The sequence below is a fragment of the Pseudomonas sp. GZJR-8 genome, assembly GCF_002916705.1.
Lineage (GTDB): Bacteria > Pseudomonadota > Gammaproteobacteria > Pseudomonadales > Pseudomonadaceae > Aquipseudomonas > Aquipseudomonas synxantha_A.
Genome location: NZ_JXSI01000010.1, coordinates 179,790 through 198,561 on the forward strand (window position 1 = coordinate 179,790; position 18,772 = coordinate 198,561).

17 protein-coding genes and 1 pseudogene are annotated in these 18,772 nt (G+C 60.3%); 7 read left to right on the top strand and 11 right to left on the bottom strand.

Annotation, left to right across the window (positions count from 1 at the left end; translation table 11 throughout):
* Nucleotides 1–24: 24 nt before the first annotated feature.
* Nucleotides 25–1,374, bottom strand: coding sequence for a gluconate:H+ symporter (locus TK42_RS19875; RefSeq protein ID WP_256584611.1), 1,350 nt, complete (start codon nucleotides 1,372–1,374; stop codon nucleotides 25–27).
* A gap of 246 nt (nucleotides 1,375–1,620) precedes the next feature.
* Here TK42_RS19875 and TK42_RS19880 point away from each other — a divergent pair.
* Nucleotides 1,621–2,002: pseudogene (locus TK42_RS19880) on the top strand (lysozyme inhibitor LprI family protein).
* 36 nt (nucleotides 2,003–2,038) lie between these two features.
* On the opposite strand, the gene TK42_RS19885 reads toward TK42_RS19880, so the two are convergent.
* The 4 genes from TK42_RS19885 to TK42_RS19900 all read right to left on the bottom strand — a co-directional run bounded on the left by TK42_RS19885 (nucleotide 2,039) and on the right by TK42_RS19900 (nucleotide 6,380).
* Nucleotides 2,039–3,484, bottom strand: coding sequence for a SulP family inorganic anion transporter (locus TK42_RS19885; RefSeq protein ID WP_032879517.1), 1,446 nt, complete (start codon nucleotides 3,482–3,484; stop codon nucleotides 2,039–2,041).
* Nucleotides 3,485–3,679: 195 nt separating this feature from the next.
* Nucleotides 3,680–4,573 (bottom strand): NAD-dependent epimerase/dehydratase family protein, encoded by an 894-nt coding sequence (locus TK42_RS19890; protein ID WP_103734925.1) that lies wholly within the window; start codon nucleotides 4,571–4,573, stop codon nucleotides 3,680–3,682.
* 103 nt (nucleotides 4,574–4,676) lie between these two features.
* Nucleotides 4,677–5,573, bottom strand: coding sequence for a LysR family transcriptional regulator (locus TK42_RS19895; RefSeq protein WP_103734926.1), 897 nt, complete (start codon nucleotides 5,571–5,573; stop codon nucleotides 4,677–4,679).
* 42 nt (nucleotides 5,574–5,615) lie between these two features.
* Entirely contained in the window at nucleotides 5,616–6,380 is a 765-nt protein-coding gene (locus TK42_RS19900; protein WP_103734927.1) for a sulfite exporter TauE/SafE family protein, read from the bottom strand.
* A gap of 189 nt (nucleotides 6,381–6,569) precedes the next feature.
* Between TK42_RS19900 and TK42_RS19905 the strand changes: the two genes are divergently transcribed.
* The gene (locus tag TK42_RS19905) at nucleotides 6,570–7,460 is read left to right on the top strand and encodes a LysR substrate-binding domain-containing protein (RefSeq protein WP_078822291.1); all 891 of its coding nucleotides are present in this window, start codon (nucleotides 6,570–6,572) and stop codon (nucleotides 7,458–7,460) included.
* On the opposite strand, the gene TK42_RS19910 is transcribed toward TK42_RS19905, so the two are convergent.
* Nucleotides 7,406–8,812 carry an amino acid permease gene (locus TK42_RS19910; protein WP_103734928.1) on the bottom strand — a complete coding sequence of 469 codons (1,407 nt, stop codon included), beginning with the start codon at nucleotides 8,810–8,812 and terminating at the stop codon, nucleotides 7,406–7,408. The two genes, TK42_RS19905 and TK42_RS19910, sit on opposite strands and share 55 nt — an antisense overlap.
* Nucleotides 8,813–8,965: 153 nt before the next feature.
* Complete coding sequence (kynU, locus tag TK42_RS19915; RefSeq protein ID WP_103734929.1) at nucleotides 8,966–10,216, bottom strand: kynureninase; 1,251 nt, start codon at nucleotides 10,214–10,216, stop codon at nucleotides 8,966–8,968.
* A 144-nt stretch (nucleotides 10,217–10,360) separates the two neighbouring features.
* Between kynU and TK42_RS19920 the strand changes: the two genes are divergently transcribed.
* The gene (locus TK42_RS19920; protein ID WP_103734930.1) at nucleotides 10,361–10,834 is read left to right on the top strand and encodes an Lrp/AsnC family transcriptional regulator; all 474 of its coding nucleotides are present in this window, start codon (nucleotides 10,361–10,363) and stop codon (nucleotides 10,832–10,834) included.
* 131 nt (nucleotides 10,835–10,965) lie between these two features.
* On the opposite strand, the gene catA is transcribed toward TK42_RS19920, so the two are convergent.
* The 3 genes from catA to TK42_RS19935 are packed head-to-tail and all read right to left on the bottom strand — an operon-like array spanning nucleotide 10,966 to nucleotide 13,366.
* Nucleotides 10,966–11,895: a catechol 1,2-dioxygenase gene (gene catA, locus TK42_RS19925; RefSeq protein ID WP_032879505.1), complete on the bottom strand. Its 930-nt coding sequence runs from the start codon at nucleotides 11,893–11,895 to the stop codon at nucleotides 10,966–10,968.
* Between the two features lie 40 nt (nucleotides 11,896–11,935).
* Entirely contained in the window at nucleotides 11,936–12,226 is a 291-nt protein-coding gene (gene catC, locus TK42_RS19930) for a muconolactone Delta-isomerase (RefSeq protein WP_032879502.1), read from the bottom strand.
* A 12-nt stretch (nucleotides 12,227–12,238) separates the two neighbouring features.
* Nucleotides 12,239–13,366, bottom strand: coding sequence for a muconate cycloisomerase family protein (locus TK42_RS19935; protein ID WP_103734931.1), 1,128 nt, complete (start codon nucleotides 13,364–13,366; stop codon nucleotides 12,239–12,241).
* 114 nt (nucleotides 13,367–13,480) lie between these two features.
* On the opposite strand from TK42_RS19935, the gene TK42_RS19940 reads away from it, so the two are divergent.
* Nucleotides 13,481–14,356 (top strand): LysR family transcriptional regulator, encoded by an 876-nt coding sequence (locus TK42_RS19940; RefSeq protein WP_032879497.1) that lies wholly within the window; start codon nucleotides 13,481–13,483, stop codon nucleotides 14,354–14,356.
* A 132-nt stretch (nucleotides 14,357–14,488) separates the two neighbouring features.
* Here TK42_RS19940 and TK42_RS19945 read toward each other — a convergent pair whose 3' ends face one another.
* On the bottom strand, nucleotides 14,489–15,481 hold the full coding sequence (locus TK42_RS19945; protein ID WP_103734932.1) for an AraC family transcriptional regulator: 993 nt from the start codon (nucleotides 15,479–15,481) through the stop codon (nucleotides 14,489–14,491).
* Between the two features lie 313 nt (nucleotides 15,482–15,794).
* On the opposite strand from TK42_RS19945, the gene antA reads away from it, so the two are divergent.
* Genes antA through antC form a run of 3 tightly spaced genes read left to right on the top strand, consistent with a single transcriptional unit; the run spans nucleotide 15,795 to nucleotide 18,703 of the window.
* On the top strand, nucleotides 15,795–17,186 hold the full coding sequence (gene antA / locus TK42_RS19950) for an anthranilate 1,2-dioxygenase large subunit (protein ID WP_032879492.1): 1,392 nt from the start codon (nucleotides 15,795–15,797) through the stop codon (nucleotides 17,184–17,186).
* The gene (gene antB, locus TK42_RS19955) at nucleotides 17,186–17,677 is read left to right on the top strand and encodes an anthranilate 1,2-dioxygenase small subunit (RefSeq protein ID WP_005791362.1); all 492 of its coding nucleotides are present in this window, start codon (nucleotides 17,186–17,188) and stop codon (nucleotides 17,675–17,677) included. The genes antA and antB overlap by 1 nt, the downstream gene beginning before the upstream one ends.
* Before the next feature lie 18 nt (nucleotides 17,678–17,695).
* A complete protein-coding gene (antC, locus tag TK42_RS19960; RefSeq protein WP_032879489.1) occupies nucleotides 17,696–18,703 on the top strand; it encodes an anthranilate 1,2-dioxygenase electron transfer component AntC in 1,008 nt (335 codons plus the stop codon).
* The last annotated feature ends 69 nt before the right edge of the window (nucleotides 18,704–18,772 follow it).

Consider the following 18,772-nt stretch of genomic DNA (forward strand, 5'->3'; position numbering starts at 1 on the left):
GAGGCTCCGGTTAGAGGGTCAGGCTCATAAAACCAGTGACAGGCCGTAGGTCAGACCGAAGGCGACCAGCGAAATCAGGGTCTCCAGTACGGTCCAGGTCTTGAAGGTCTGGATCACCGTCATATTGAAGTATTCCTTGATCAGCCAGAAGCCGCCGTCGTTAACGTGGGAAAAAATCACCGAACCCGCGCCGGTCGCCAGCACCAGCAATTCGGGGTGTGGATAACCCAGGCCCAAAGCAACGGGCGCGACCACCCCGGATGCAGTGGTCATGGCAACGGTGGCCGAGCCCGTGGCGATGCGCATCAACGCAGCGAACAGCCAGCCCATCACCAGCGGCGACAAGTGGAACGTGTGGGCCAGGCCGAGGATTTCATTGGTCACACCGGCGTCCACCAGAATGCGATTCAAACCACCGCCCGCGCCCACCAGCAAGGTGATACTGGCGGTCGGCGCCAGGCATTCGTTGGTGAACTTGAGAATCGACTCCCGGTTGAAGCCCTGGGCCAGGCCCAGGGTCCAGAAACTCACCAGGGTCGCCACCAGCAGGGCAATTACCGAGTTACCGATAAACAGCAGGAACTGATTGAAACCGCTGCCCGGGGTGGAAATCACATTGGCCCAGCCGCCGATCATCATCAGTACCACCGGCAACAGGATGGTGCCCATGGTCAGTGCAAAACTGGGCAGGCGAGTACGCGGTTCGCGCTCGATAAACTGGCGCTCCAGCGGGTTCTCGGCCGGCAGGTGAATATGCGGCACGATGAACTTGGCGTAGACGGGGCCGGCGATGATCGCCGTGGGGATACCGATCAAAATCGCATACAGCACCGTCTGCCCGACCGAGGCGTTGTAGGCCAGCACCGCCATCATCGCGGCCGGATGCGGTGGCACCAGCGCGTGCACCACCGACAAGCCGGCGACCATCGGCAGGCCGACCATCAGGATCGATACGCCCACGCGCCGCGCCACGGTAAAGGCAATCGGCACCAGCAGCACAAAGCCGACCTCGAAAAACAGCGGCAGCCCCACCAGGAACGCAATGCACACCATCGCCCAGTGGGCGTTGCGTTCACCGAAGCGGTTGATCAGCGTACGCGCCACCTGCTCGGCGCCACCCGACTCGGCCATCATCTTGCCGAGCATGGTGCCCAGCGCCACCACCAGGGCGATATGCCCCAGGGTTTTACCGACGCCCGCCTCATACGACCCCATGATCGTGTCCGCCGGCATTCCGGCCATCAGCGCGAGGCCGATGGACACCAGCGTAATGACGATAAACGGGTTGAGTCGGTAACGTGCAATCAGAACGATCAATGCAATGATGGCAATGGCAGCGTATGCCAGTAGCCCGAAGCCCGGTAATGCGGCCATGCGGTACTCCTCGGAAAGGGTCACGTCGAATTGGTTGTGAAACTCATAAATCATTACCGAGGAGTATTTTCAATTTTCATGAAAGTAATTTTCGCCCACGGACAAGCGTTGTCGCATGGAGATATGTCCAGCGCCAGCCCATGAAAATACGGGGGATGTTCTTACATGAAGATCAGGAATGCCGGAAACTCAAGCGCCGCCCTTGAGTCATAGAATGCGCATCCACTCATGCTCAGGAAACCGCCCATGATTCGCACCACACTCGTCGCCAGCGCCCTGCTTCTCTGCTTGGGTGGCACAGCGTATGCCGCCGACAATGCCGCGTTGAAAAAAATGCATGGACAGCGCCAATACCACGGCAGACATGGTCAATTGCAACGCCAAACAAGCCAAGGTGCAGGACGAGCGCTTGAACCGCGCCTACAAGACCGCCCTCGCCGCCCAGGACGGCGCGCACAAGCAGCAACTGCAAGACGTGCAGCGCCTGTGGATCAAATACCGCGATGCCAACTGCGCCTTCGCCGGCAGCGCCACCGGCGGCACCATTGATCAGGTCAACGGCTCCGGCTGCGTGCTGGACATGACCCAGACCCGCGCCCAGGAGCTTGAAGACCTGGTAGGCCCCTGACTGCTGGAGCCGGTCTATTGTGGCGAGGGAGCTTGCTCAGTCATGGTGAACCCTGGCGCGCTTGAGCAGCTTCTTGCAGCGCTCGGATAAATGCAGCACCCGCAGATGCTTACCGGCCTTGGCATAGCGCTCGCGCAACGTCATCAGCGCAGCGATCGCCGAATAGTCGACAACACTCAGGTGGCGGCAATCCAGCGTCACCTGGGCCGGGTCATTGGCCGGGTCGAATTGGTTCAAGAACGGCGTGGTCGAGGCGAAGAACAAGGTGCCATGCACCCGGTAAAGCTTGCTGCCGTCGGCCTCCAGATGTTCATCGGCGTACAGCTCTCGCGCCTGCTGCCAGGCAAAATTCAACGCGGCGATGACGATACCGCACAGCACCGCGGTGGCCAGATCCGTGAACACGGTGATGATCGTCACCGCCATGATCACCAGCACATCATTGAGCGGCACCTTGTTGATCACCCGCAACGAGGCCCAGGCGAAGGTCTGCTGCGACACTACAAACATCACGCCCACCAGCGCCGCCAGCGGAATACGCTCAATCAGCGGTGACAGAAACAAAATGAACAGCAGGATCATCACGCCGGCAAACACCCCTGAGAAACGCCCGCGCCCACCGGAGCTGAGGTTGATCACGGTTTGCCCGATCATCGCGCAACCGCCCATGCCGCCAAACAGGCCCGAGACCATATTCGCTGCGCCCAGCGCCACGCTTTCGCGGTCGGGGTAGCCTCGGGTTTCGGTGATTTCGTCGGTGAGGTTGAGGGTCAGCAGGGTTTCCAGCAGGCCGACCATCGCCATCAGGAACGCGTAGGGCGCGATGATGCCGAGAGTGTCGAAGGTCCAGGGGATTTGCGGCAGGGCGAAGGTCGGCAAGCCACCGGCGATATGCGCCATATCGCCCAGCGTACGGGTAGGCAGACCAAGCAGGTACACCGCCAGACCAACGCCAAGGATCGCCACCAACGCGGGTGGTACAGCGCGGGTCAGGCGTGGCAGCAGGTAGACAATCGCCATGGTCACCACAACCAGGCCCGCCATCACATATAAAGGCGTGCCGCTTAGCCAGCGTTCGCCGCTCTTGAAATGTTCCAGTTGCGCCAGCGCAATGATGATCGCCAGGCCGTTGACGAAGCCGAGCATCACCGAGTGCGGCACCATGCGCACCAGCTTGCCCAGGCGCAGCAGGCCGAAGGCGATCATGATCAACCCGCCCAACAGTACCGTCGCCAGCAAGTATTCCACACCGTGTTGCACCACCAGCGCAACAATCACCACCGCCATCGAGCCGGCTGCGCCCGAGACCATGCCCGGGCGGCCACCGAACAAGGCTGTGAGGGTGCAGATGATAAAGGCGCCGTAGAGCCCCATCAGCGGGTTGAGGTGGGCCACCAGGGCAAAGGCGATGCATTCGGGCAGCAGCGCAAAAGACGTGGTGAGGCCGGCCAGGGCGTCGGCGCGCAGACGGGTGAGGTTCATGGAGTACCGGGGAATTGCGAGGGATGAGGCGAGGAATGGTACGGAATTGCGGCGAGTGGGGCTAGCCTCCAGAACTGAGTGGCCCCAATCGGGAGCAAGCCCCCTCCCACACTTGAATGCATTCCAAAGTTGGACATCGGTCAAATGTGGGAGGGGGCTTGCTCCCGATAGCTACACCCAGGTCTCAAGCCAACATCAGACCATCTCGTTGCGAATCCACTCCACCACCGACGTACGCTTGGGCACCCAGCCCAGCAGTTCGCGAGCGTGCTTGCCGCGTACGCGACTGTTGGAGCCCAACCCGTAGTTGGCCATTTCATAGCCCCACTCGGCTTCAGCCTCGGCCAACGGCCAATCCTGCGGTTCGCCCAGGTTCAGCGTCTGGGCAATCGCCGTAGTCATGTCGATAAACGCCGCTTCGCTGCTTTCCACAAAGTAGAAAGTATCCGGTACGTTTTTGGTCAGTGCCAGCAGATACAGGGTGACCACATCCTCAATGTGCACGTTGGACCAGATGTTCTGCCCGCTGCCCACATGGCGCACTACACCGCTCTTGCGTGCCTGCTTGAGCAAGCGTGGCAATTGCACGCTGTCACGCTTCACGCCCAGGCTGTGGCCGTAGATCAGGGTGTTGCAGATCACCGCCGAATTCACACCGTCACTGGCCGCCGCGAGGATCAGGTTGTCGATCGCCACCCGCGCGGCTTTGTCGACGGTCGGCTCAGGCAGGTTGCCTTCGAAGTAGATGACTTCACTGGCCTTGCCGCCCGACGCATCACCGACAATGCTCGACCCGCTGGTATGCAGGAACGGCTTGTTCGAGCCTTTCAAGGCGGCCAGCAAGGTTTCCACGGCGGCGCGATGGTCGCTGCTGGCAGCGTTGATCACCGCATCAGCCTTCTGTGCCTGCTCGGTCAATACGGCTGCGTCGTCGAGGGTGCCGATCACCGGCGTAATGCCCAGGGCGGTCATTTCGGCGGCTTGTTCGGCGCTGCGCACCAGGCCGGTGACGTCATGGCCAGCGTTGACCAGGCCGGTGGCGATGGAACCGCCGATAAACCCTGCTGCACCGGTAACGAATACATTCATGGAGGTTGCTCCTGACTGGGTAAGTGATGCACCCAGTATCCAGCCCCCACTGCTGTCGAATAAGCCCGTACGGCCCAATTCACTCTTGCGTGCAAGTCACGAATCAGCGCGCATACCGCGCCAGCTTGGCCTGAATGAAGTCCAGGAAGCACTGAATGCGCAGCGCCAATTGCGAGTTGCGATAGAACACCGCGTGGATCGGCTGGCGATAACCGCTGTTGGACGCCTCCAGCATGGGCACCAGGCGGCCGGCATCGATATCGTCGACCGTCATGAAATTCGACAGGCAACAAATACCCTGCCCCTGCAGCGCCAACTGGCGCACAGTTTCGCCACTGGATGCGCTGACACTGGGCTGGATCAGCCAGCGGTCACCTTCGCCATGACGCAGCGGCCAGTGGTTGAGGGTCTCGGTGTGAGTGAAGCCCAGCAAGGAGTGATCGGCCAACTCGGCAACGGTCGTCGGCGTGCCGTACTGCTTGAGGTAGTCGGGGCTGGCCAGGATATGCAGCGGCGTGCTGCCCAGGCTGCGCGCATGAAGGGTCGAGTCGGCCAGGGTGCCGATACGAATGGCGATGTCGGTGCTTTGTTCGAGCAGGTCGATGATCAAGTCGTCGCTGTTGAGCTCCAACTGGATATCCGGGTACAAGCGGCGAAACTCGGCGATGTACGGCACGATCCCGTGCAGCATGAACGGCACGGCGGCATTGATACGCAGGCGACCGGCCGGTTTTTTCTGGCGCGACGACAGGCGCTCTTCCAGCTCGTCCATCTGCGCCAGGATCACCTTGGCCTGCTCGAAGAAGTACTTGCCCTCTTCAGTCAGGTCCATGCGTCGCGTGGTGCGGTTGATCAGCGTGGTGTCGAGCTTGGCTTCCAGGCGCGACAGCGTGCGGCTGACCGCAGACGGCGTTTGCCCGACCTTTTCGGCGGCGGCAGAAATCGAGCCGCATTCAATCACGCTGACGAAGATCTGTAGCTCATCGGAACGGGCTTTCACGGGCGGTCCTTCATTTATCGGCGGGCACAGGCACAGTCATTATTAACCAGCCAGCAACAAATGGCCTCCCAACAACGCCATGCCCGTGAAAAACCCACGCTTGAACCACAGCGCACTGATGCGTCGGCGAACCACTTGGCCCAGCCACATCCCCAGCAATGCCGGCACCAGCGCCAACACTGACGCACCGATTTCACCACCGCCCAGGGCTCCGCGCCAGGCCAGCCCGGCGGCCAGCGCCAGTGTCGACACCGTGAACGACAGCCCCAGCGCCTGCACCAACTGATCACGGCTCAAGCCCAGCGCTTGCAGATACGGCACCGCAGGGATCACGAAAACACCGGTGGCCGAGGTGGTGATGCCGGTAATCAGCCCACACAAGGGCCCCAGCCAGCGCTCGGTCCGGGGCGCGACCTTGAAGGTCGGCAGGAACAAGCCGCTCAACGCATATACCAGCAACGCCGCACCCAACGCGCGGACCACCCACGGCCCACCGTCCATGCCCAGCCACACGGAGCCTAGCCCGGTGCCGCAGAAAATAAGCAACAGCATCGGCCACAGGCGTTTGAGCAAGGCACTCAAATGACCGCCAAACGTTAGCTGCCAGAGGTTGGTGATAGTCGAAGGAATGATCAGCAGAGCCGCTGCCTGCGCCGGTAACATAGCCAGACCGAGCATACCCATGGCTACGGTGGGCAGGCCGAGGCCGATGATGCCTTTGACCGTACCGGCCAGCAGGAAGGTGGTAATGACCAACGCCGTCAGGGTTGGACCGAGGTTTTGGTAAAACGCTAGGAAGGTATTCATGCACCGATTGTGCAGGGCGGGAGAGAGGCTGAAAATTCGCCATATACTGAGGCAGCCTCTTGTTTTTTGTGAGGCTGATGCCGTCATCGCAGGCAAGCCAGCTCCCACATTTTGAACTGTGAATACATTCAAGTGTGGGAGCTGGCTTGCCTGCGATGACGCCCGCCCAGTCACCGGAAACCTGCAGCCATGCACTTTGACCTGATCGACCTGCGCCTCTATCTGCACATCCTCGACAGCGGCAATATCACTGCCGGTGCAGCCCGTAGTCATTTATCCCTGGCGGCCGCCAGCGCACGCATCCGGGCAATGGAGTCTTCACTGGGCATCGCGTTTCTTGAGCGTGGCCGCCGTGGCGTCACCCCAACGCCGGCAGGCAAAGCCCTGGCTCGGCACGCTCGCCTGCTGTTGCAACAGGCCGAACACCTGCAACAGGACCTGGCCGAATACGCCAATGGCGTCAAAGGCCAGGTACGCTTGCTGTGCAATACCACCGCCCTTAGCGAGTACCTGCCTGAATTGCTCGCACACTTTTTGCGCGAGCACCCCAACCTCGATATCGACCTGCAAGAATTGCCCAGCCTGCGCATCACCCACGCCTTGCGCCAGGGCACTGCCGACCTGGGGATTATTTCCGATGCCGTGGACACCCACGGCTTGCAGACCCTGGCGTTTCGCGATGATCCGCTGGTGCTGATCATGCCCCTGGACCACCCGTTGACCCGCCCGAGTTTTATCGACAGCTTGCAATACGACTACGTGGGCCTGGCGGCCAACAGCGCGCTGGCGGTTTATCTGGAAGAGCAGGCACTGCACACAGGCTTTCGCTTGCAGACACGCATTCGCGCCGACGGTTTTGATGGGTTGATTCGCATGGTCGCCGGCGGTGCGGGCCTGGGCATCGTGCCTCAGGCCGCCTTGGAGCGCTGGCCGTCAGAACGCCGTTTCAAGGCCCACCCCCTGCAAGAGGAGTGGGCCTGCCGCTCGTTGCTGTTATGCGCACGCTCGTTCGAGCAACTGCCGGGTTACGCCAGGGCTTTGTTCGACGCCTTGGCCCTGCCCTTGCGGAAGAACCCGTAATACACCGCCGACAGAATCAACAGGAATGGCACGCCGAATACCAAGGTCATCTTGAACGCTTCGGTGAAATAGGTGGTGATCATTACCGCCCCCATCAGCACCAACCCCAGCAGCGTACTGTAGGGAAACAGGCGCAACTGGAACGACAACTTCGCCCCGCCATGGCGCTTGCGATAGCGACGAAAGAACAGGTGCGTGAGGAAGATCATGAACCAGGTGAAGATCGCGCCAAACATCGAGATCGCCATCATCAGGGTGAACGAGCTTTCCGGGTACACCACATTAAGCAAGGTCGCCAGGGCGATGCCCGAGCTGGACAGCAACAAGGCATTCAGCGGGATGCCGTTCTTGCTCAAGGCGCCCATGGACTTGGGTGCAAAACCTGCGCGCGACAGGCTGAACATCATGCGCGTGGTGATGTAGAGCTGGCTGTTCATCGCCGACAGCGCTGCGATCAGAATCACGAAATTCATCACCCCGGTGGCGCCGGGAATGCCGATGGTCTGCATCACCGTCACGAACGGGCTCTGGCTCTGACCAGCCTGGTTCCACGGCACGATGGCAAGCATCAGCGCCAGGGTCAGCAGGTAGAACACCACCAGCCGCACGATGGTTGCGCGAAAGGCTTTCTTCACCGCCTGCTCCGGGTCGGCGGCTTCACCGGCGGCCACGGCGATCATCTCGACGCTGAGGTAACTGAAGATCGACACGATCACCGCGATCCACATGCCACTCAAGCCATGGGGAAAAAAGCCCTCGTGGGCCGTGTAGTTCTGCACGCCGTACTGCGGGTTGCCAGAACCGAACACCACATACACCGCCAGGATGATGAAGCCGACAATGGCGCTGATCTTGATGGTCGAGAACCAGTATTCGAAGTTGCCGAAGGTCTTCACGCTGATCGCATTGAGCACAATCAATACACTGGAAAACGATACGATCCATACCCATTCCGGCACATTGGCGAACCAGTACTTCATATACATCGCCACCGCCGTGACCTCCGCGCCCACCGCCAGCACGATCGCCGCCCAATAGGCATACCGCACCAGGAACCCGGCCAGCGGGCTGATGTAGAACTCGGCATAGGCGCCAAAGGAGCCGGAGGTGGAATGGGCTACCGTCATCTCCGCCAGGCAGCCCATCAGCAGCAAGGTGATCAAGGCGCCGATGGCATAGCTCACCAGCACGCTGGGCCCGGCATAGCCGATGGCGTAGGCGCTGCCCATGAACAGCCCGGTGCCGATGGCGCCACCGATAGCGATCATGCTCATCTGGCCGGAAGTGAGCTGGCGCCTGAGGCCCAGTTCGCGGTGGGTGATTTCTGCAAAGCCGTTGTCTGGCGTGGTCACTGGAGTGCCCCTTTATTATTGTGATGGTTGCTGCTGGCGGTGAATCCTGTGGGAGGGGGCTTGCTCCCGATAGCAGTGTGTCAGTCACTGATATGTCAACTGACACACCGCTATCGGGAGCAAGCCCCCTCCCACATTGGGTGTGTGGTGCTATTAAGTAACGCTGTTTCGGACTTTGAATTGCGGCTGGTCCCAGGTGCGGTTGTCGAGAATTTCACCAAGGATTTCCACCGCGTCCCACACCTCGGTAAAGCTTGTGTACAGCGGCGTGAAACCAAAGCGCATGATCCGCGGCTCACGGTAATCGCCGATCACGCCTCGGGCGATCAGGGCCTGGATCACCGCGTAACCTTCGGGGTGTTCGAAGCTCACATGGCTGCCGCGCCGGGCGTGCTCACGCGGTGTGATCAGTTCCAGGCCATGGGCGGCGCAGCGGCTTTCGACCAACGCGATAAACAGGTCGGTCAATGCCAGGGATTTGCTGCGCAGGCTGGTCATGTCGGTCTGGGCGAAAATGTCCAGGCCGCATTCCACCATGGCCAACGAAGTGATCGGTTGGGTACCGCACAGGTAGCGCGCGATGCCGGCGCTGGGGGCGTAGCTCGACTCCATGGCGAATTGGCGGGTATGCCCGAACCAGCCTGACAACGGCTGGCGCACCACATCCACCAACGCCGGGTTGACCCACACAAATGCCTGGGAGCCCGGGCCGCCATTGAGGTATTTGTAGGTGCAGCCAATGGCATAATCAGCGCCGGCCTGGTGCAGGTCCACAGGCACCGCGCCCGCTGAGTGCGCCAGGTCCCAAAGGCTCAGCGCGCCACACTCGTGGCTCAGCGCAGTCAGCGCCGCCATGTCGTACATGTAGCCAGTCTTGTAGTTGACGTGGGTGAGCATCACCACCGCCACGTCTGCGTCGATGGCCTGGGGCAGTTCGGCCGGGCTGTTGACCAGGCGCAGGGAATAGTCTTGTTGCAGCAGTTCGGCCAGGCCCTCGGCAATATACAAATCGGTGGGAAAGTTATTCGCTTCGCTGACGATCACCTTGCGCGCCGGGGAGCGTTGACGCTGCACACTCAACGCCGCGCTCAGCACCTTGAACAGGTTGATCGAGGTGGTATCGGTGACCACCACTTCGTCCTCACGCGCACCGATCAACGGTGCCAGGCGATTGCCCAGGCGCTGGGACAAATCCGCCCAGCCTGCGCTGTTCCAGCTGCGAATCAAGCCATTGCCCCACTCTTGGGCGATCACCTGCTGTGCCCGTTCCAGCGCTGCCACCGGGCGCGCGCCGAGGGAGTTGCCGTCGAGGTAGATCACGCCCTCGGGCAGGGCGAATTGGGCACGCAGGGGTGCCAAAGGGTCCTGGGTGTCGAGGGCTTGGCAATGGCTTCGAGTGGTCATGGGTCGTCCTGGTTTTTATAAGTGAGGATGGACCAAATAATGAACGAACTTTTAGAGAATTTTCGTGCAAAGTGGTGGGCAAACGGCTATTTAAGCTGTAGGAAATTCGAATTTAATCTCAAAATACGCGGATATCTTCCAAGCATGATTCTCGACGCCACCGACCTGCGCCTCCTGCATTTTCTGCAACAGGATGGCCGTATCAGCAACCAGGAACTGGCGGAAAAAGTCGCGCTGTCACCCTCTGCCTGCCTGCGCCGTTTGCGTTTGTTGGAGAGCGAAGAAATCATCAGCGGCTATCGCGCGGTATTGAATGCCGAACAGTTGGGGATCGAACTCGAAGCCATCGTGCACCTGTCGCTGCGCCAGGATATCGAGGACTGGCATGAGACCTTTATCAAGAAGGTGCAAGGCTGGCCAGAGGTGGCGAGCGCCTATGTGATCACCGGTGCCAGCAACTATGTGCTGCGGGTGCAGGCACGCAACCTCAAGCACTTTTCGGACTTTATCGTGAACCACCTGAACCGCACGGCGGGGGTGATGGATATTCGCTCTGAAATTGTGCTGCAGAAGATCAAGGATCGGGATGAGGTGCTGGATCTGGTCCTGCGCAAGTAACCCATCACTACAGATCAAATGTGAACTAAATGTGGGAGGGGGCTTGCTCCCGATAGCGGAGGATCAGTTAGTAAATAAGTGACTGACACACTGCTATCGGGGGCAAGCCCCCTCCCACATTCTGCCCGCGCTCAGTCCTCGAGAGCCCGTGTGCGTTGCATGCGCTTTTGCTCCACCGGCGCATCAGCCACCTGCAACTCAAAGTCAAAATCAATCTGCGCAAACCGCCCTTCCACGCCAAATTCCCGCGCCAGTTGCGGATCGTCGCTGAAGCGGATCTCGGCAATCAGTTCATCGCGGGTGGCATAGGCAAAGTCATCATGCAGGTACGGGTCATCCGAGAGGTTGATCTGGGTGGTCAGGTGCCGATGCCCGGGCGCCGAGATGAAAAAGTGGATATGCGCCGGCCGTTGCCCGTGGCGCCCCAATTGATCGAGCAACTGCTGCGTCGGCCCGGTCGGCGGGCAGCCGTAGCCCGAGGGTACGATGCTGCGAAAACGGTAGTGGCCCTGGGCATCCGTCTCGATACGTCGGCGCAGGTTGAATTCAGACTGGTTCGGGTCGAACCACGAATAAGTACCGCCCGTATTGGCCTGCCACACATCGACAATCGCCCCCGCCAATGGCTTGCCCTCGGTATCGCGCACTTGCCCGCGCATGAACAACGGCACCGCGTCGTCCTTGCCATCATCCAGCCGTGCCTCGTATTTGGACAGCGGCGCGCCGGCCACGTACAGCGGGCCTTCGATGGTGCGCGGTGTACCGCCGGACTTGCCCGCCTGCTCATCGGCGGCGTCCATCAACAGGTCCAGGTAATGCTCCAGGCCCAGGCCAGCGGCGAGCAGGCCAGCTTCCTGGTTTTTACCCAGATCATTGAGGTAGTTGACCGCCTTCCAGAACTCCTCGGGGGTCACTTCCAGGTCTTCGATGATGTTCACAGTGTCGCGCAGGATCCGGTAGATCAGCGCCTTGGCGCGCGGGTTGCCGGCGTCATTGAGGTTGCCGCTGGCTTCTTCGAGAAAGCGTTGGGCGTGGGCAGTCTGGGACAGGCGGATGGACATGGTGCACTCCTCATCTTGTAATTATCAGGTTGAAACCGGCTTAGCGGTCGTCCGCATGGATGGACGACGGGTGCCGGCACAGCGCATTCACTTCGATAGCCATGTAAGGAAACAACGGCAGTTGCATCAGCAGGTCATGCAGGTCCTGCACGCTGTCGACATCGAACACGCTGTAGTTGGCGTAGTGCCCGGCGATGCGCCACAGGTGGCGCCACTTGCCCTCTTGTTGCAGGCGTTGCGCCAGGGTTTTCTCTTCGGCCTTGAGGCTGTCGGCACGCTCGGGATGCATGTCGAGGGGCAGGTTCACAGTCATTTTTACGTGGAACAACATGGCAGGCGCCTCTTAATATTTGTCACGGCTAAAGAACGCCAGACGCTCTTCATCGAGCGCCAGGCCCAGGCCCGGTGCAGTGGAAACATGCAGCTGGAAATCGCGGTACACCGGTGGCTCGGCAAGGATGTCTTCGGTGAGCAACAACGGGCCGAACAGCTCGGTGCCCCACGCCAGTGTGCTCAGCGTAAGGAAGGCATGGGCCGACGCCAGGGTGCCGATACCGCCTTCGAGCATGGTGCCGCCGTACAGGCCGATGCCTGCCGCCTCGCCGATCGCCGCCGTACGCAGCACGGCGCGGGGGCCGCCGTTCTTGGCAATCTTGAGGGCAAACACCGAGGCCGCGCCTTCACGCGCCAGGTTGAACGCATCTTCGACACACTCGATAGACTCATCGGCCATGATCGGCACCGGGCTCGACAGGTTGAGCCGGGCCATACCGCCACGGTTGTTGCGTGAGATGGGTTGCTCGATAAGGTCGATACCGTTGTCGCCGAGCACCTTGCACGCCCGCAGCGCCACGGCCTCATCCCAGGCCTGGTTGACGTCGACACGCACACTGGCGCGCTCGCCCAAAGCTTTTTTGATCGCGATCACATGGGCCAGGTCGCGGCTGACTTCACCGGCGCCGATCTTCAATTTGAAGATGCGGTGACGGCGCAGGTCGAGCATTTTCTCGGCCTCGCTGATGTCCTGTTCGGTATTGCCGCTGGCCAGGGTCCAGGCCACCGGCAACGCGTCACGCACGCGCCCGCCCAGCAGTTCGCTGACCGGTAGGCCCAGGCGTTTGCCGAGGGCGTCGAGCAAGGCGCTTTCGATGCCGGATTTGGCAAAGGTGTTGCCGCGAATACTGCGCTCCAGGCGCAACATGGCGGCGTTGATGTTGTTCGCATCCTGGCCGATCAGCAGCGGCGCGAAATGGCGGTCGATGTTGACCTTGATGCTGTCGGGGCTTTCATTGCCATAGCTGAGGCCACCGATGGTGGTAGCTTCGCCGATGCCTTCAATGCCGTCGGTGCACCGCAGACGGATAATCACCAGGGTCTGGTTTTGCATGGTGTGCATCGCCAGCTTGTGCGGGCGAATGGTGGGGAGATCGACGATGAGGGTGTCGATCGACTCGATGGTGCAAATCGGCATGGCAATACCCGTTGGGTTCTTTATAGATTTGCGTCGATTCTGTTCCGCATTTTTTCGGGCTTCCAATATAGAATTGGTCTTGTGCGATACCCTCAAGGTATGAAAGGAGTCGATATGGAACTGCGTCACTTGCGCTATTTCCAGGTGCTGGGCGAGACCCTTAATTTCACCCGGGCTGCCGAACGCCTGCACATCGCCCAGCCGCCCTTGAGCCGGCAAATCCAGCAGCTGGAGGATGAACTGGGGGTGCTGCTGCTGGAGCGTAGCCGACCGTTGCGCCTGACCGAAGCCGGGCGGTTTTTCTATGAACACGCCAATGTGCTGCTTGAACAGCTGGGCACGGTTTGCGACAACACACGGCGCATTGGCCTGGGCGAAAAGACGTGGCTGGGCATCGGCTTTGCACCCTCGACCTTGTACGGCGTGCTGCCGGAACTGATTCGCAGGCTGCGCAATCACGAGGCCCTGGAGCTGGAGTTGGGCTTGTCGGAGATGACTACGCTGCAACAGGTCGAAGCGCTCAAGGCCGGGCGCATCGATGTGGGTTTCGGGCGCATTCGCATCGACGACCCGGCCATCGTCCAGCGCGTATTGGTGGAGGATCGCCTGGTGGCCGTGCTGCCCAGCGGTCACCCCTTGCTGGGTGCCCCTGCCACCCTCGCCCAGTTGGCCACCGAGCCCTTTGTGCTCTACCCAGGCAACCCGCGCCCCAGTTATGCCGACCATGTGATCGCGCTGTTCGACGCCCACGGTTTGAGCCTGAAGGTGGCGCAGTGGACCAACGAGTTGCAGACCGCCATCGGCCTGGTAGGCGCCGGTATGGGTGTAACGCTGGTACCGGCGTCGGTGCAGGTGCTGCATCGGGCGGATATTGGCTATACGCCGGTGGTGGAGGCGACTGCGACCTCGCCGATCATTCTGAGCCGACGGGTGAATGACCAGTCGCCGGGGCTGACTCATTGCCTGCAACTGGTGGAAGAGTTGATCTGAGATTCCATATGCACTGAAAATCCAATGTGGGGGGGGCTTGCTCCCGATAGCTGTGGTTCAGTCAACTTTTCCAGTGCCTGACACACCGCTATCGGGAGCAAGCCCTCTCCCACATTTTGATCTTCATCAGGTTCAAGTAATGCGCATGCGCTTGCGCTGCTGTGTCTGACTGGGCGACTCATCAAACAACTTGCGGTACTCCGCCGAAAACCGCCCCAGGTGAGTAAAGCCCCAACCCAACGCAATTTCAGAGATAGTACGCACCGAGCCCTGTTCAAGAATCTCCTGTCGCACCGCCCCCAACCGATGCTTCTTCAGATACGCCATGGGCGACAAGGCGAAGTACTTGCGAAACGCATCGAACAGCTTGAACCGCGACACCCCGGCCGCCGCTTCCAGGTCTTCCAGGTGCAGCGCTTCACGGGCGTTGTCGTGGATGTACTGGCGCGCACGAATCAGGTAGTGCGGCAGTTTTACCCCCAACACCTCGCGCAACTCTTCAGAATAGTTATTCGGCTGGGCCAGGATCAGCCCTTTGATCAGCGAGCTTTCCAGGTCCCGGGTAAATGCTGCCTGCTCGTACAACTCGCTGCTGCATTCCAGTTCGGCGATGAAGTATCGTGCCATGCGCCACCACGAAGCCGGGGCGCCGTCCACGGCATCCATCACCGATTCAAAGCGCAGCGGCGCATCAATGGGCCGTTGCAGCAAACCTTCCAGCGACTCGCTCATCGCCGTACGGGTGATCACCACCTGCAACTTGCGACAGTCACCGGAAATCGCCAGCACCTGGTGCTCGTTGGGTGAAATGATCACGCCCTGGTCGCGGTTGGAACTGAGGCGTTCACCGTTCTTGCTCAGCTCCTGTTCGCCCACCAACGGCAGGCTCAGGCTGTAGCTGCTGAAATGCTCGGCGTCTTCGATGTCGATGGTCACGTCGGTGCCGTACTCAATCACACCCAGGGTGGTGGCGCGGGACTTGAACACATTGGCGCTGTGGTGAAATCGCAGGCGCTCGGGGGTAGCCGTCGCCAGGCGATGGGGCCCGCAGATGCCGGACATCCAGCTGCGGGCACCTTCGAGGTCAAAGCGTTGAATATGAATATCGTGTGTCTGGCTACTCATCGGGCTGCACCCACGGCGGTTAGGCGTTTGCGCGCTCTGGCGGCGCATCGTTGAACATCGACAGCAAGTTCCAAGCCACGTCGGCGCCGTTGCAACCACGTGGATAGCAACCGTCGACTATGTGGATAAATTCAGGTTTTCTGCGACCGTCACCTGCAATGACAGTAGCCCATTGCGTCACCGCGCCGCACCGTGTTGAGTATTTGCTGCCCAACTTTGCGGCCCATCTTCCCCCATTAAGCGGATAGCCCACCGCCCTTCTGCAGCGCCTTAATGGCTCACCCGTTTTAGCCATTATCAAAAGGTGCCTCCCATGAGTGGTGCAAGAACCGTCGAGCAGTGGAAAACCTTTATCGAAAGCTGCCTGGACTTTCGCCCGGCAGATGAAGTGTTCCGCATCGCCCGCGACATGTTCACCGAACCCGAGTTGTTCGACCTGGAGATGGAACTGATCTTCGAGAAAAACTGGATCTATGCCTGTCACGAAAGCGAACTGGCCAATAACCACGACTTCGTGACGATGCGTGCCGGGCGCCAGCCGATGATCATCACCCGCGACGGCGAAGGCCGGCTCAACGCGTTGATCAATGCCTGCCAGCATCGCGGTACCACCCTCACCCGCGTGGGCAAGGGCAACCAGTCCACCTTCACCTGTCCGTTCCACGCCTGGTGCTACAAAAGCGATGGCCGGCTGGTCAAGGTCAAGGCGCCGGGGGAATACCCCGAAGGGTTTGATAAAGCCACCCGCGGCCTGAAAAAGGCGCGCATCGACAGCTACAAAGGCTTTGTCTTTATCAGCCTCGACGTAAACGGCACCAACAGCCTGGAAGATTTCCTCGGCGACGCCAAAGTGTTCTTCGACATGATGGTCGCGCAATCGGCGACCGGTGAGCTGGAAGTGCTGCCGGGCAAGTCGGCCTACACCTACGACGGCAACTGGAAGCTGCAAAACGAAAACGGGCTGGACGGTTATCACGTCAGCACCGTGCACTACAACTACGTGGCCACGGTGCAGCATCGCCAGCAGGTCAATACCGAGAACGGCGCAGGCGCAAGCACAACGCTGGACTACAGCAAGCTCGGCGCCGGCGACGCGAATACCGATGACGGCTGGTTCGCCTTCAATAACGGCCACAGTGTGTTGTTCAGCGACATGCCCAACCCCAGCGTACGTTCCGGCTACGCCACCATCATGCCGCGCCTGGTGGCCGAACATGGCCAGCAAAAGGCCGAATGGATGATGCACCGCCTGCGCAACCTGAACATCTACCCCAGCCTGTTCTTTCTCGACCAGATCAGTTCGCAGCTGCGCATCATCCGCCCAGTGGCCTGGAACAAGACCGAGATCATCAGCCAATGCCTGGGGGTCAAGGGTGAATCCGACGCGGATCGCGAAAACCGCATTCGCCAGTTCGAAGATTTCTTCAACGTCTCGGGCATGGGCACGCCGGACGACCTGGTGGAGTTTCGCGAAGCCCAGCGCGGTTTCCAGGGCCGCCTGGAACGCTGGAGCGATATATCACGGGGCAGCCACCGCTGGGAGACCGGACCCACGCCCAACAGTGAAGCCATCGGCATTCAACCAGCCATGACCGGCACTGAATTCACTCACGAAGGCTTGTACGTCAACCAGCACCGCAATTGGCAACAGTTTCTGCTCAAGGGTTTGGACCAGCGGGCCCTGAGCCTGCGGGAGGTGAAGTGATGAATGCGCAATTGCAGTACCGGGTCGAGCAGTTTTTTTACCGTAAATCCGAACTGTGCGACGCCCAGGACTGGGACGCCTACGTGCAGTTGTTCGACCCCCAGAGCGAATTCCATTTGCCGCAATGGGACTCGGAACACGTCTACACCAAAGACCCAAAACGTGAGATGTCGTTGATCTACTACGCCAACCGTTCGGGCCTGGAAGACCGCGTGTTCCGCCTGCGCACCGGCAAGGCTGCCTCGGCGACGCCAATGCCGCGCACTCTGCACCTGATCAATAACCTGCGCATTTCAGAGCAGGCTGATGGCACGTTGGAGGTGCGCTTGAACTGGCACACGTTGTTCTATCGCCTGGCCACGTCCGAGCAGTTCTACGGGCATGCCACGTACCACCTGAAGCCTGCGGGCGACAGCTGGCTGATCATGCGCAAGCACGCCTTGCTGCTCAACGACACCATCAACTCGGTGCTGGATTTCTATCACCTATAGGCACCGGGAGTTTTTCCAATGAATCACAAAGTGGCCTTCAGCTTTGCCGATGGCAAGACCTTGTTCTTCCCGGTGGGCGCCAATGAAATCCTGTTGGATGCAGCCCTGCGCAACGGTATCAAGATCCCGCTCGATTGCCGCGAAGGCGTGTGCGGAACCTGCCAGGGGCGTTGCGAATCCGGCGAGTACACCCAGGACTATGTCGACGAAGAAGCGCTCTCCAGCCTCGACCTGCAGCAACGCAAGATGCTCAGTTGCCAGACTCGGGTGCAGTCCGACGCCACCTTCTACTTCGACTTCGATTCAAGCCTGTGCAATGCATCCGGGCCAGTGCAGGTACGCGGTACGGTGAGCGACGTGCAGCAGGTCTCCACCAGTACGGCGATCTTGCAGGTGCAACTGGACCAGCCACTGGATTTCCTGCCTGGCCAGTACGCTCGTGTCGCGGTGCCCGGCACCGACAGTTGGCGCTCCTACTCCTTCGCCAATCGGCCGGGTAACCAACTGCAGTTCCTGGTGCGCCTGCTGCCGGATGGGGTGATGAGCAACTACCTGCGCGAACGCTGCCAGGCGGGCGACGCGATGCTGCTGGAGGCGCCATTGGGGGCGTTCTACCTCCGGCATGTCACCCGGCCGCTGGTGCTGGTGGCGGGCGGTACCGGGTTGTCGGCGTTGCTGGGTATGCTCGATGAACTGGCGGCCAACGGCTGCTCGCAACCGGTGCACCTCTACTACGGCGTGCGCAGTGCCGAGGATTTATGCGAAGCGGCGCGTATCCAGGACTACGCGAGGACAATCCCGGGCTTTCGCTACACCGAAGTACTCAGCGATGCTTCATCCGAATGGCCCGGCAAGCGCGGCTACCTCACCGAACATTTTGACCTGGCCGAATTGCGGGACAGATCGGCGGATATGTACGTGTGCGGCCCCCCTCCAATGGTCGAATCCATTCAACAATGGCTGGTGGATCAGGCACTTGATGGCGTTCAGCTGTATTACGAAAAGTTTACGCAGAGTAATATCTGACCCTCAGCAGTTCTGAGGGGCCGATGCGGCGTGCAATCACCCTTGAGAAAAACAAGTAGAAGGGAATGT

Coding starts and splice junctions, on each gene's coding strand:
- TK42_RS19890 (WP_103734925.1), bottom strand. CDS start 4,573: ATGAATGTATTCGTTACCGGTGCAGCAGGGTTTATCGGCGGTTCCATC.
- antC (WP_032879489.1), top strand. CDS start 17,696: ATGAATCACAAAGTGGCCTTCAGCTTTGCCGATGGCAAGACCTTGTTC.
- TK42_RS19935 (WP_103734931.1), bottom strand. CDS start 13,366: ATGCCGATTTGCACCATCGAGTCGATCGACACCCTCATCGTCGATCTC.
- TK42_RS19905 (WP_078822291.1), top strand. CDS start 6,570: ATGCACTTTGACCTGATCGACCTGCGCCTCTATCTGCACATCCTCGAC.
- antA (WP_032879492.1), top strand. CDS start 15,795: ATGAGTGGTGCAAGAACCGTCGAGCAGTGGAAAACCTTTATCGAAAGC.
- TK42_RS19875 (WP_256584611.1), bottom strand. CDS start 1,374: ATGGCCGCATTACCGGGCTTCGGGCTACTGGCATACGCTGCCATTGCC.
- TK42_RS19900 (WP_103734927.1), bottom strand. CDS start 6,380: ATGAATACCTTCCTAGCGTTTTACCAAAACCTCGGTCCAACCCTGACG.
- TK42_RS19945 (WP_103734932.1), bottom strand. CDS start 15,481: ATGAGTAGCCAGACACACGATATTCATATTCAACGCTTTGACCTCGAA.
- kynU (WP_103734929.1), bottom strand. CDS start 10,216: ATGACCACTCGAAGCCATTGCCAAGCCCTCGACACCCAGGACCCTTTG.
- TK42_RS19885 (WP_032879517.1), bottom strand. CDS start 3,484: ATGAACCTCACCCGTCTGCGCGCCGACGCCCTGGCCGGCCTCACCACG.
- catA (WP_032879505.1), bottom strand. CDS start 11,895: ATGTCCATCCGCCTGTCCCAGACTGCCCACGCCCAACGCTTTCTCGAA.
- TK42_RS19920 (WP_103734930.1), top strand. CDS start 10,361: ATGATTCTCGACGCCACCGACCTGCGCCTCCTGCATTTTCTGCAACAG.
- antB (WP_005791362.1), top strand. CDS start 17,186: ATGAATGCGCAATTGCAGTACCGGGTCGAGCAGTTTTTTTACCGTAAA.
- catC (WP_032879502.1), bottom strand. CDS start 12,226: ATGTTGTTCCACGTAAAAATGACTGTGAACCTGCCCCTCGACATGCAT.
- TK42_RS19940 (WP_032879497.1), top strand. CDS start 13,481: ATGGAACTGCGTCACTTGCGCTATTTCCAGGTGCTGGGCGAGACCCTT.